Origin of the sequence: Paenibacillus dendrobii, from assembly GCF_009807035.1 — a bacterium.
Taxonomy (GTDB): domain Bacteria; phylum Bacillota; class Bacilli; order Paenibacillales; family Paenibacillaceae; genus Paenibacillus_AQ; species Paenibacillus_AQ dendrobii.
The window spans coordinates 1042534-1054781 of the sequence record NZ_WUBI01000001.1; the positions used below are offsets into that span (position 1 = coordinate 1042534).

Annotated in this window: 13 protein-coding genes; 2 read left to right on the top strand and 11 right to left on the bottom strand. The window is 46.1% G+C overall.

The features are described from left to right. Positions 1 to 14: 14 nt before the first annotated feature. From GRF59_RS04400 to GRF59_RS04415, 4 genes are all read right to left on the bottom strand, one after another. Positions 15 to 668 carry a deoxynucleoside kinase gene (locus GRF59_RS04400; RefSeq protein WP_160496426.1) on the bottom strand — a complete coding sequence of 218 codons (654 nt, stop codon included), beginning with the start codon at positions 666 to 668 and terminating at the stop codon, positions 15 to 17. Then, positions 668 to 1288, bottom strand: a complete 621-nt coding sequence (locus tag GRF59_RS04405) for a deoxynucleoside kinase (RefSeq protein WP_160496427.1) — start codon at positions 1286 to 1288, stop codon at positions 668 to 670. The genes GRF59_RS04400 and GRF59_RS04405 overlap by 1 nt, the downstream gene beginning before the upstream one ends. Before the next feature lie 201 nt (positions 1289 to 1489). After that, entirely contained in the window at positions 1490 to 3790 is a 2301-nt protein-coding gene (locus GRF59_RS04410) for a glycoside hydrolase family 95 protein (protein WP_160496428.1), read from the bottom strand. Between the two features lie 270 nt (positions 3791 to 4060). Next, a complete protein-coding gene (locus tag GRF59_RS04415; protein ID WP_237391626.1) occupies positions 4061 to 4723 on the bottom strand; it encodes an FHA domain-containing protein in 663 nt (220 codons plus the stop codon). Between the two features lie 212 nt (positions 4724 to 4935). On the opposite strand from GRF59_RS04415, the gene GRF59_RS04420 reads away from it, so the two are divergent. Beyond that, positions 4936 to 5430, top strand: coding sequence for an NTF2-like N-terminal transpeptidase domain-containing protein (locus GRF59_RS04420; protein WP_160496430.1), 495 nt, complete (start codon positions 4936 to 4938; stop codon positions 5428 to 5430). Positions 5431 to 5826: 396 nt separating this feature from the next. Further along, entirely contained in the window at positions 5827 to 6639 is an 813-nt protein-coding gene (pdxK, locus tag GRF59_RS04425; RefSeq protein ID WP_160496431.1) for a pyridoxine/pyridoxal/pyridoxamine kinase, read from the top strand. Between the two features lie 78 nt (positions 6640 to 6717). Here pdxK and GRF59_RS04430 read toward each other — a convergent pair whose 3' ends face one another. The 7 genes from GRF59_RS04430 to GRF59_RS04460 form a co-directional block, all read right to left on the bottom strand. Further along, entirely contained in the window at positions 6718 to 7287 is a 570-nt protein-coding gene (locus GRF59_RS04430) for a DUF1700 domain-containing protein (RefSeq protein ID WP_160496432.1), read from the bottom strand. Between the two features lie 31 nt (positions 7288 to 7318). Further along, positions 7319 to 7657, bottom strand: a complete 339-nt coding sequence (locus tag GRF59_RS04435) for a PadR family transcriptional regulator (RefSeq protein WP_160496433.1) — start codon at positions 7655 to 7657, stop codon at positions 7319 to 7321. Positions 7658 to 7816: 159 nt separating this feature from the next. Beyond that, complete coding sequence (nadE, locus tag GRF59_RS04440) at positions 7817 to 8635, bottom strand: ammonia-dependent NAD(+) synthetase (RefSeq protein ID WP_160496434.1); 819 nt, start codon at positions 8633 to 8635, stop codon at positions 7817 to 7819. A 16-nt stretch (positions 8636 to 8651) separates the two neighbouring features. Further along, the gene (nadD, locus tag GRF59_RS04445; protein WP_160496435.1) at positions 8652 to 9266 is read right to left on the bottom strand and encodes a nicotinate (nicotinamide) nucleotide adenylyltransferase; all 615 of its coding nucleotides are present in this window, start codon (positions 9264 to 9266) and stop codon (positions 8652 to 8654) included. Positions 9267 to 9276: 10 nt separating this feature from the next. After that, positions 9277 to 10767: a nicotinate phosphoribosyltransferase gene (locus tag GRF59_RS04450; protein WP_160496436.1), complete on the bottom strand. Its 1491-nt coding sequence runs from the start codon at positions 10765 to 10767 to the stop codon at positions 9277 to 9279. Positions 10768 to 10771: 4 nt separating this feature from the next. Further along, a complete protein-coding gene (locus GRF59_RS04455; protein WP_160498114.1) occupies positions 10772 to 11332 on the bottom strand; it encodes a cysteine hydrolase family protein in 561 nt (186 codons plus the stop codon). Between the two features lie 38 nt (positions 11333 to 11370). Beyond that, complete coding sequence (locus tag GRF59_RS04460; RefSeq protein ID WP_160496437.1) at positions 11371 to 12147, bottom strand: NUDIX hydrolase; 777 nt, start codon at positions 12145 to 12147, stop codon at positions 11371 to 11373. Between the last annotated feature and the right edge of the window lie 101 nt (positions 12148 to 12248).

The window sequence follows — 12248 nt, forward strand, 5'->3', positions numbered from 1 at the left end:
TTACCCGCTTCTCTTTATATATTTGCTGCCGGACGGCTTATTATCTGTCCCACCTGGTTCAAAATACCCGTCATTGATTCCGGATCATGCACATCATAGTCTTCAATATTCAAACGGAGCACAGGACATGCGGTAAATTCATTGATCCATGCCGAATAACGTTCATGCATATGTTCCCAGTAGGAAACATCGGTTTGGATCTCCATCTCGCGTCCGCGTTCGTTAATGCGGTTCAGAATGGACGGAAGGCTGCCTTCAATATATACCAGCACATCCGGATGCGGAAAGTACGGTGTCATGACCATAGCTTCGAACAGGCTGGTATACGTTTCATAATCCGTTTTGGACATGGTGCCTTGATCCGAATGCATTTTGGCGAAAATCCCAGTATCCTCGTAAATGGAACGGTCTTGAACGAAGCCGCCGCCCATCTCGAATATTTTTTTCTGTTCCTTAAAACGCTCAGCCAGAAAATAGATTTGCAGATGGAAGCTCCACCGCTCAAAATCATGATAGAATTTTTCCAGATATGGATTATGATCAACCTGCTCCAAAGAGGTTTTAAATCCCAGTTGTTTCGCCAAGGCAGCAGTTAAGGTCGATTTGCCGACGCCGACGGTTCCTGCTACCGTAATAATGGCATGATCGGGGATAAGATATGGATTCATTACATAAGCTCCTTTATTCGAGAGGATATAGCTTCAAATTGTTCCTTGTTCTCAACAAAATCGACCGCGTTTCCATCAATCGTAATGATTGGGGTGGAAGGCTCCTGTTCAGCAAGAGAAGCCATCGCGGCATCATAATCTTCTATTAACTGCTGCAGATAACTATGATCGATGCCTTCTTCAAAAGACCTACCCCGTTTGGCAATTCTTTTGAGAAGCGTATCCAGTTCTGCCCGAATGTAAATGATGATATTCGGCTTTGGCAGATCATCGGTGAGTACATGGTAAATCTGGCGGTATTTCCCCCGTTCGTTTCCTTGTAGGGTTCTGTCGCTAAAAATAAGGTTTTTATAAATGTGATAGTCCGAAATAACCGGCTTCCCTCTATCGATATACTCGGTTACAGTGTCCTTTAGCTGTTTATACCGGTTGCATAGAAAGAACATCTCCAGCTGGAAGCTCCAGTCATCCATGTTTTGATAAAACTTATCAATGAACGGATTCTCTTCGACGATCTCTTTAATCACAGGGAGGCTTAACTCCTCCGCAAGCATCGAAGCCAGCGTTGTCTTACCTGCTCCAATCGGCCCCTCGACTGCAATAAATGGCGCTTGTTTCATTGATGTTGATTTCCTCCCCCGATACTTTGAAAAACAGACTTACTTATTGTATCACTAGAGTTTGCTTTCTCATAGTAACTTTACGATATCGTCGATTCGTTTGGGTCAGCGGATGTGGAGAGCGGAAGAGAGTACTTAACGGTTGATCAAACATCAATGCCCCGGGAACCTTGTCCCAGGGCATCTTCTAATACGCATTTATCAAAAAGGATCATATGAACCACCTGCGGAGGTATCAAATTCAATCCTCTGACCACTGTACGATACGATACACTTGTTACCAAGTTGCGATCGAATTCGGCATTCTTGCAAAACCCCATCTTTCCAAATGATATCGACTTCGAAACCGCCGCGTGCTTTCAAGCCTCTCACCAAACCTGCCTGCCATTCAGAGGGAAGGGCGGGAAGCAATTCGATGATATCGTTATGGCTCTGCAGAAGCATTTCGGCAATGCCTGCCGCAGCTCCGAAATTACCGTCGATTTGAAACGGCGGGTGATTGTCGAATAAATTGGGCAGCGTGGAATGCTTGAATAAGTTTTGGAGGTTGTTGTAGGCTTCTTCCCCATTCTTCAGCCGGCTCCAAAAATTGATAATCCACGCCCTGCTCCACCCCGTATGCCCGCCGCCATGCGATAGACGGTAGTTTAATGTCTTTTGCGCGGCTTCCATGACATCTGGAGTTGATTCGAATGTGTACTGAGAACCTGGATATAGACCGTACAAATGGGAAATATGGCGATGTCCCGGCTCGGCCTCTTCAACATCTTCACACCATTCCATGAGCCTGCCGTCCGGTCCGATCCCCGGCATAGCCAGTTCATTCATAACCTCGGTCAGTTCGGCGATGCAATCATCCTCTATCTTTAATACCGCAGCCGCTTCAATGACGTTCGCAAACACTTCGCGGATGATTTGCTGATCCATTGCCGGAGCCATGCATAGCCCGATTTTATTCCCTTTCGGCGATATATACATATTCTCTGGTGAAGTCGAGGGCCCGGATACCCATAGACCTGTCTCCGGATGCCTGACGAGCCAATCCAAGAAGAACAGCGCCGCTTCCTTCATTATGGGATAAGCACGTTCAGCCAAAAATCTCATGTCCCCGGTGAAGCGGTAATATTCCATGAAATCGCGAACGCACCAGCCTGCCCCCATCGGCCACATTCCGTAGCTGATGTTGCCGAGCGGAGCCGTAAAAAGCCAGGCATCTGTCGTATAATGAGCCACAAAGCCTTGGCATCCATACACTTCTGCAGCCGTCTTTTTTCCGGGTTCAACCAAGCCTTCCAAAAGGTCGAAATAAGGCAAATGGCATTCCGACAGATTAGTCACTTGACATAGCCAGTAGTTCATTTGCAGATTAATATTCAGATGATAATCGCTATCCCAAGGAGCCTCCATCAGCGGATTCCAAATGCCCTGTAAATTTGCCGGCATATTGCCAGGACGACTGGAGGAAATAAGCAAGTAGCGGCCATATTGAAAATATAACGACGTCAGACCCGCGTCCTTGCCTCCCTGTTGAAGCGCAGCTAATCGTTGGTCTGTCGGTAATGTTTCATTTGCGGAAGCATCCGGATCGTTCGATTCGAGCTGTAGATCAACGCGCCGGAATAGCCGCCGGTGTTCCTCGATATGATCACTTTTCAATTGTAGATATCCTTTTCTAAGAGCGGCTTCAAGATCCATCTCACACCAAGCAGCCAAATCACGCTGCAGCGGTTCCTTAGGGTTGATGAAATGATAATCCGTTCGCACTGCGAGATATAACGTAAGACCGTCGGCTCCTCTTACGGTAAGCTCGTTTCCCTCTTGAAGCAACGTCCCGCCGTCCGCAACAGCTCTTAATAATCCTGTGAATTTCACGCCTTGATGCGTCGAACCGTGAGCTGCCTGACCCTCAAGAATCAGCGTATCATGATTTCTCACGGAAGTATCCGCATCAAGCTCCCGTGTCATTCGTACCGATGTATGAATGCTGCCCGGCTCGTCGGCAGACCAATGAACGACCATCACCTGGTCCACCGCACTTGTGAAGATCTCCCGGCAATGCCGCACGCCTTCTTGAACGTAAGTAACAGAAGCGATCGCGGTGTCCAAATTCAGTTCGCGCCGGTATTCTCCAACTTTTCCGTTAGGATCACAATCAATGCTCTCGATCCATAGATCGCCAAAAGGCTGATAGCTTCTGGGGCCTGTATGAGGAGACAATACATTCTTTCGGATCAAGCTTTCCGCTTCCTCAACGTTTCCGGCAAATATTTCTTCTCTGGCTTGTTGCAGCGCTTCCTTCGCTCCGGGCTGATGAACGGGTACAGGCGGACCCGCCCAGATGGACTCTTCATTCAATTGAATTCTCTCCACTGGCATATCGCCAAAAACCATTCCCCCAAGTCGGCCATTCCCGACAGGCATCGCACGGTTCCAGCCTGTATCCCCCTTCGTATCAGGGTCGGAGGAAGGCTGCGCATACCATAGCTTTAAATGATCGCTCATGCATGGACTCCTCTCATCTATCATTACTTTCATCTATAACGACAATATTTCATATATGCTTTCGGCAAGAACGGTTAGAATCCTCTAATCCCCGGATACCCGTCATCTCTTAGAGCTCTCGCTTCTTCGTTACTTTAGGCATGGCTTTATTCAACACAAAAAACTCCATCCTATGAAGGACGGAGTTGATCCGTGCTGCCGCCATAATGGGTGCATTGTTTGTGCGTTCCCATTGATCTCATTCCTTAATGTTATTTTATAGAGGCATGATTATTGCGCGACGTGAGTCTCTTCTCTTTTCATATATACGCCTTTTTTATAAACGGATTTAATGACAAAGCTGGCACCCAGCTTTTTGTTCGTCCTGTAAATAAGCGAATTCACTTCATCAATTCCAACAAGCTCGGTATTTTCCATACAGCGCTCCGGCCACACATGATGCATAATTTCCTCTTTGGTGACGAAATGATCCAGACGGCTGTGCAGAAGCTTAAACAGTTGATACTCTTTTTTTGACAAAGTAATATGGTCCGTACCTATCATAATACTTTGCAAATGGTCATTTAACCGCACTTCACGGTCAAGCAATTCAGATATTAGATATTCCCGCGTTTCTTCCAGATCATTGCTTACCTCCAGCCGCAGTCCCACAAGCCCGTTGACTAAAGTTAATTCGTCTTCCAGCGTCATCAGATTTTTCTGATACGGAACCAGCCGTTGTCCATTCAGCTCGGTACCATTCTTACTGCCCAGATCCTCGACATATATCTCATTATGTACACGGTGAATGCGGCAATGCTGCTTGGACACCAATTGGTTATAGATAGCCAGAACCGCATGATCCATACCAGTATGCCTTCCGACGATAACGCTTTTCCCCTGTTCCAAATAAAGAAACGAACCATGACCCTTCTGGCCGGCTGTATCTACCATGATTTTTATGATATCCGGCATTTGAATCTCTCACTTTCCTTTTTTCACAATGATAAGTTCTGATCATCTTTTTGCCCAAAAATGATAATTTCATCAGATTTGCTCCATTGTTTGACCGCAGGGCACATTTTATAGTAACAAGGAGCACAAGTCTTATCTCATCCAATATATTATCAGTTCATGAATTTTTTTTCAAAAGAGAGGTTATCCACGTGAAATCAAAACAGATCCTCATGTATGGTTTGCTATCCTTTTTGGCTGCCTGTGTACTGGCTCTGTATGTGTATTTTTTTGGGCATTTGGAAGAACAAACACCGAACGAGACCATACAGTCGTACATTCTTAGTTTGCAGGTTCAAGATTTTGATACAATATACGATCTGATGTCCAAAGAATCTATTGAACAAACCGGATGGACGCGTGAGCAATTCGTACAAAAATATAAATCCATTTTCAGCGGTATGGAAGTCTCCGAGATCATCGTAAAGGCTGGTACGCCGATTAAATCAGCGGAAACATCAGACTACACGGTAGAGTACTCGGCTCAGATCAAAACCATGACGGGTGAAATATACGAGAATTACAAACTGAAATTGATTCAGGAAAAAAATGATCAGGGAGCAATCTGGAAAATAGAATGGCAGCCCACCCTCATCCTCCCCGATATGACTCAAGGGGACAAGGTGAAGGTCCATGTAATTGGATAAAGATCCCGCAGCAGAAGCCCGCGTCGATTTCGGATGAACTGCCCGGTGTTGCCATTACATACCAAAGAAGTACGATATATTAACCTCTAGGAGAAGCAGCCCCGGGGGCAAAAGGGCGGATCGATTGAAATCGTCGAATCGGATTAACTACCGCGAATAATATTCTTCCTCATTTGGAAAAATATTGTGTATGAGACTTGAATTCATGTTCATATTGCTATCCGCAAGAATAGCCTTACTTTTCGTGAGTTAAGGTCTTTTCATTCGCTCTATGTATACAAATGAATTTTTTGTTGTATTTTTATGCCAAAAAACCAACCAGCATGTCGATTTTCTGGTATAATCAACTCGGTTTGAACGTTACATAATTCATTGCAGGAAAAGAGGAATTAAACCGTGTCCAAAATCATTAAGACTTTAACTATCGCCGGCAGCGACTCCAGCGGAGGCGCAGGCATTCAAGCCGACCTGAAAACCTTTGAGGAGTACGGAACATACGGCTTTAGCGCATTGACTACCATTGTAACCATGGATCCGGACAACGGATGGCATCATAATGTATTTCCCATTGACGCCGCTCTGGTAGCTGAACAGCTTAAGACTGTTTTCGCGGGTGGTCCTGTTGACGCGATGAAGACCGGCATGCTCGGAAGTGTCGAAATCGTCCGTGTTGCCGAAAAAGCAATCAAGGAACACCAACAGAACAATGTTGTTATAGATCCGGTTATGGTCTGCAAAGGCGAAGATGAAGTATTGAACCCGGAGAGCGCAGAAGCGATTCGCGATTCTCTCCTTCCGCTTGCGACAGTGGTAACGCCCAATCTGTTTGAAGCTGGCGTCCTCTCCGGTCTCGGCAAGCTCTCTTCCATTGAAGACATGAAAGCAGCTGCCCGTAAGATCCATGATCTCGGAGCTCAAAATGTCGTCGTAAAAGGCGGCAAAGCTCTGGACGGCGAGCAGGCAATCGATGTTTTCTTTGATGGTTCGGAATTTACCGTTCTGGAATCGGCTAAGATTGAACCGGCATACAATCATGGTGCAGGCTGCACGTTCGCTGCTGCCATTGCCGGAGGTTTGGCAAATGGACTGTCCGTGAAGGATGCCGTATCCAAGGCAAAAGACTTTGTATCGGCGGCGATCCGCAGCGGCTACCAGTTCAATGAATATGTCGGCCCTGTGTTCCATGGCGGATACCGGTTGGAGCGTTAATATCAGTCTTAACAAGAAAGAAAGCCTCCTTCATGAGTGAAGGAGGCTTTCCTGTTGGGTTCGCAATATATGCAAGCATTAATAGTTAACAGATCTTCCCCCGGGGAGTGAACGTCTATAACGTGCGGATAAGAATGCGAGGTATTTTTTTAATCCAATCCAGCTGAAGTAGGCGATTCCGCCGACGATAGCCCCCACAACTGCGGAGAATAACAAACTGTAATTTGCCGGTACTTCCATCCCCGGTCCAATGTTCATATTGATCCAAGTCATTCCGAACGTCCGCAGAATGCCCGCAAGTACAATGAGTATGGTACAAAATCCAAATCCATAGGCAACCGTTGCCAACACAGGAATAACCATGATACTGAGCAGGCCGGTGGTGCAATAGAAACCGATCATCGTTAGCAGATCTTTAAACGATTTTACGCTCATACGTTCTGCCATATGTTCGCTGCGATATGCCTTAGCCAATCGACGCGGATCGCCAAGACGTGACAGAATGACCGCTTCCGGCTGTCCATTCGCAATCCCCTCAGCAATATGACTCTCGATTTCCATCACAGCATCCTGCCTTTCCGTATCAGGGAGCTTCTCCAAATAACGGTTTAACTTTTCCAAATACGACCTTCCATGTGAACTAATCATGTTTCTCTCCCCCAAATGTATAAGAATGATATTATTTCAATGGATTGAATTGAATGTATTCAACAGCACTGCTAATTTTATTCCATTCAACTGACATCAATTCCATTAAACGCCTTCCTGAATCCGTCAGGCTGTAGTATTTCCGCGGCGGTCCGGATTCGGACTCCTTCCAGAAGGATTCAATATAATGATCTTTAAGCAATCTGCGCAGCAGCGGATATAGTGTTCCCTCTGTTACAGCCAGAGGCTCCCATTGATCAAGCAGCGTTACAAGCTCGTAGCCATACCTAGGCTCTTTGCTGATCAACTGCAAAATACAATATTCCAGGATTCCTCTTCGAACCTGTGATGTCCATTCTGACATTTCCATGCAAGTGTCCGCTCCTTTCGGTATTATAATATCACCTAGTACTGTGTAATGCAAGGTACTAGGTGATATACATCTCCAAAATTGTTTTTTTGGCTGCGTTCTCAACAAAAAAAGCCCAGAATGCGCTTCGCATCTGAGCTTTCATTATTGTAAATTTACTTATTTCCACCATTGATCGTACGGCGTCACAGGCAGTTCGCGTTTATGCTGCGAGTTTTTATAGCGCTTCTCGATCTTTTCTTGTTCTTCCGGATCCACCTTATTCCCAACGAGATATTCATCGATGACGTTATATTTCATGCCAAGTTCCGTTTCGTCGGCCTGTTGAGGTTTATTGTCCAGAAGATCCGCCGTCGGCGTCTTCAGATACAATCGTTCGGCAGCTTGCAATTCCTGAAGAAGCTCACGTCCCTGTCCTTTGGTTAAGCCTGTTAATGGGAGGATGTCAGCCCCGCCATCTCCGAATTTGGTGAAAAATCCCGTGATAGCTTCAGCCGCATGATCCGTTCCCACGACCAGGCATTGGCGTTCACCCGCGATAGCATATTGCGCGATCATGCGCATTCTGGCCTTCACATTTCCCTTATGATAGTCCGGAAGTGTGCCTCCCGTTGTCTCGATATAGGTTCCAGCCAGTGCATTAACGGAACTCTCGATATTGAATGCAAAAGATTGGTCCGGTTTAATGAACTCAAGGGCTTCCTGGGCATCATCCTCGTCCTTTTGTATGCCAAAAGGCAGGCGGACAGCATAAAACGCAGCTTCATAGCCTTCTTTCCGAAGTTCTTCGACAGCCAGCTGCGACAACCGCCCGGCAAGCGTGGAATCCTGCCCCCCGCTAATTCCCAGTACAAATCCTTTGGCGCCTGCCTTCTTGCAATAAGCTTTAAGAAAATCAATCCGGTTGCGGATTTCTTCCTTGGCATTAATGACCGGTTTTACATTCAACGTATGCGTGATTTGTTCTTGTGTATTCAACTCTGCTCTCTCCCTTTTATTTGTATAATTGATGTTCATTAATATAGTCGTAGCAGCGGTCAGGAACCAGATACCGGGGTTCTCCACCCTTCTTGAATTCATCTCGAATATAACTCGAGCTAATCTCCATCGCCAATCCCTTGTCGATAAGATGGAACGTATGGCCGTCATCCGCATTTCGAAGAATAGGTGATTTACTGATCGCAGACAGCATATTAATTCCATCCCTGGCCATGACAATGAATTTGTTCTCCTGGATCAGCTCTTCGGATTTTTTCCATTTGCCTTCGCCGATATCCAGGAGCAGATCCGCCCCCATAATAAAGTAAATATCATCATTGCTGAATTTTTCTTTGAAATGCTTAAGCGTAAGATAGGTGGCAATTTCCCATCCGACCTGCTTCATTTCGTAATTGTCGGCAACGAATTTATCATTGCCTTGAATAGCCATTTCAATCATGTTCCATCGATGCTCATCGCTGATATGCAGGGTTTTGTCTGGTCTTTTGCTGGAGCAAGGCAAGAAGATCACCCGATCCAGTCTGCACCGGTGCGCAACCGTGCTGGCAGTCCATAGATGAACATTGGTAATAGGATCAAAAGATGAACCGTATATTCCGATTTTCGCCATGATGTCCTCCTTATCCTTGACTCCGCCGCTTTACTTTTTGCTGTATTTCATCAATCCGTTCCATTTTGTTATCCCAGCATCTTTGGCTCAAATTCACCGGATATTCAGCCGGATTCAGCAGCCGTTTGTACTCATCCCACAAGACTTCCAAATTCTCACGAACAAACGCTTGGATGTCCTGGAGCGAAGGCAGCTGATACACAAGCTCGCCGTGTTCAAGAATAGTGTGATGAAGCTCCTTGGCTTCAAAATCCGTAACGAACTTCGCAATATACGTGTGAACCGGATGAAACATTTTGAGGCAATCCTGCGTTTGGGGTTCCTCATCCTCTAACGCAATGTAGTCACCTTCCGATTTTCCATTGGTTTTATTGATGATTCTAAACACTCTTTTTCGACCGGGAGTGGATATTTTTTCGGGATTCGAGCTGATCTTGATGGTATCCACCATCTTACCGTTCTCATCTTCTATAGAAATCAGTTTATAAACGGCTCCCAATGCGGGTTGATCATAGGCGGTGATCAGCTTCGTGCCCACGCCCCAGACATCGATTTTGGCTCCCTGCGCTTTAAGGTTCAAGATCGTTTGTTCGTCGAGGTCATTCGATGCATATATCTTCGTGTCTGCAAAACCGGCTTGGTCGAGCATCTTCCGCGCTTCTTTAGATAAATAAGCCAGATCTCCGCTATCCAAACGAATCCCCTTAAAATGAATCCGGTCGCCAAATTCTTGGGCAACTTGAATGGCAGTCGGAACTCCCGAACGGAGCGTATCGTAGGTATCTACGAGAAACACGCAGTCGGTATGTGTCTGCGCATACTTCTTAAATGCCGTATATTCATCGCGATAAGCTTGAATCATGGCATGTGCATGAGTCCCTGCTGTAGGGATGCCGAAGAGTTTCCCTGCTCGCATATTTGATGTGGCGTCAAAACCCGCAAGATAAGCGGCTCTCGTTCCCCATATAGCAGCATCCATTTCTTGCGCCCTGCGGGTGCCAAACTCCATCGTCGTCTCTTGACCCACGACTTGTTTAATCCGTGAAGCTTTTGTAGCAATCAGGGTTTGATAATTAACGATGTTAAGTATGGCTGTTTCTATGATTTGCGCTTCCGCAAGGGGTGCCTCGATCCTCATGATCGGTTCGTTGGCAAATACCAATTCTCCTTCTTTCATGGAGCGAATCGTTCCCGTAAACCGAAGCGATCCCAAATATTCCAGATAATCTTCACTATAACCGTCTTCTCTTAGAAATGCCAAATCACGATCGCTAAAACGAAATTCATGAAGGTAACGGATCACCCGTTCCAATCCTGCGAAGACGGCATAACCATTCTGAAACGGTATTTTCCTGAAGTAGACTTCGAAAACGGCCTGGCGCTCGTGAATCTGATCCTTCCAATAAACTTGCGTCATATTGATCTGGTATTTATCCGTATGGAGAGCAAGACTGTCGTCCGCGTAAGGAATTTCAGGTATCCGAATCGTTTCGTTTGTCATGATTTTAGCCTCCTTGGATTTCCGCACCGAGCGATCCTTTGAAATGCCGCAGAGCCCATGCATGGCCTTCCGGATCAAAGCTGGCTACAGCGTCCTCATGGATGACCACACCAAACCCTTTATTATAAGCATCGACAGCTGTATGCAGTACGCAAATATCCGTGCACACGCCCACCAGATGAAGTTCGGTAATGCCCCTCGCCCGCAGCTGCAGCTCTAGATCCGTTCCCGCAAACGCGCTGTATCTGGTTTTATCCATCCAGTAGACGTTATCCGAATGTTTGTTGTCCTGATACACATCTTCCAAAGCACCATAAAGCTGACGTCCCGGAGTGCCTTCAATATTATGAGGCGGGAAAAGCTTGGTTTCCGGGTGTAATGTGTCTCCTTCATGATGCAGATCGATCGCAAAGACGACCCATTCTTGATTCGCGACAAACTCTTTAGTCAAATCAACGATCCGTTGTTCAATGGCTTGACCTGGATCGCCGCAAGTTAAGGCTCCGTCGGCAGCAACAAAATCATTCGTATAATCGATGTTGATCAAGGCTCTCTTCTTATCCATATTCATTCGTAATCCCTCCTAAATTAAATAGAAAAACATTACTTTTTCGTGTGATAAATGGAGTTATTGACTTCGATATCTATAAAGCGGTACAGTTGCGTCGGCTTTTTGGATGTACGGGTGGTCTTTTTCCCTTCCACTTCCTCAATAAAAGGCAATGATTTAATCTTTCTGGCGAATGCCGCGTCCAAGGTAATGGCGGAGTCACGGGTAACGGTCATGAGTACGGCCTGCAGTTCGGAATACGTAAATTCATCAGGCAAAAATTCCTTGGCTACCGCAGATTCAAGCAGCTTTTGACGAATGACAGCAATCGCATCCCGAATAATTTGGGCATGATCGAAGGCTAGCTCCAAATCCAGTACATGCCCGATCGAAAATAGTTCTACCTCGCTGGCGTCATCATTGGCCTCTCGATTCGAGATTTGGTGTTCAGGTACGATCGCATAATGGGCATTGGAGATAATCCAGCCTCTCGGATCACGGCCGGGTGCATCATACACTCCAAAATGCTCGAGATGAATATGATCCACGCCGGTCTCTTCTCTTAATTCTCTTTGCGCGGATTGAAAAGCGGATTCATCCGGATTCACGAAACCTCCCGGCAAAGCCCATTTGCCCGCCTCCATGTTGGGACGCCCCTCACTATCCACCATGCTCCGCTTAATGAGCATAATTTTAAGATCCATGACGGGAGGTTTGAAGGCTTCTTCTTTCGCGGAGAGGATGGTAAATACAGCAATGTCCGAGGTATAGCCATCCGGCGTTCGGTATTTTTTGACATCGTACTGCTGCAGCGCTTGTTCGTTGGACATGTGCCCGCCTCACTTCCGGTCTAATAATTAATTAACATTTAACGTTTTGTTAATTGTATTATAAATACAACATATTCAGATGTCAACCATTATGTTCCATA

What these genes read in the sequence shown, in the direction of transcription:
- GRF59_RS04400 (WP_160496426.1), bottom strand. Translation starts at nt 668, where the DNA reads ATGAATCCATATCTTATCCCCGATCATGCCATTATTACGGTAGCAGGA.
- GRF59_RS04405 (WP_160496427.1), bottom strand. Translation starts at nt 1,288, where the DNA reads ATGAAACAAGCGCCATTTATTGCAGTCGAGGGGCCGATTGGAGCAGGT.
- GRF59_RS04410 (WP_160496428.1), bottom strand. Translation starts at nt 3,790, where the DNA reads ATGAGCGATCATTTAAAGCTATGGTATGCGCAGCCTTCCTCCGACCCT.
- GRF59_RS04415 (WP_237391626.1), bottom strand. Translation starts at nt 4,723, where the DNA reads ATGGTAGATACAGCCGGCCAGAAGGGTCATGGTTCGTTTCTTTATTTG.
- GRF59_RS04430 (WP_160496432.1), bottom strand. Translation starts at nt 7,287, where the DNA reads ATGATTAGTTCACATGGAAGGTCGTATTTGGAAAAGTTAAACCGTTAT.
- GRF59_RS04435 (WP_160496433.1), bottom strand. Translation starts at nt 7,657, where the DNA reads ATGGAAATGTCAGAATGGACATCACAGGTTCGAAGAGGAATCCTGGAA.
- nadD (WP_160496435.1), bottom strand. Translation starts at nt 9,266, where the DNA reads ATGGCGAAAATCGGAATATACGGTTCATCTTTTGATCCTATTACCAAT.
- GRF59_RS04450 (WP_160496436.1), bottom strand. Translation starts at nt 10,767, where the DNA reads ATGACAAACGAAACGATTCGGATACCTGAAATTCCTTACGCGGACGAC.
- GRF59_RS04455 (WP_160498114.1), bottom strand. Translation starts at nt 11,332, where the DNA reads ATGGATAAGAAGAGAGCCTTGATCAACATCGATTATACGAATGATTTT.
- GRF59_RS04460 (WP_160496437.1), bottom strand. Translation starts at nt 12,147, where the DNA reads ATGTCCAACGAACAAGCGCTGCAGCAGTACGATGTCAAAAAATACCGA.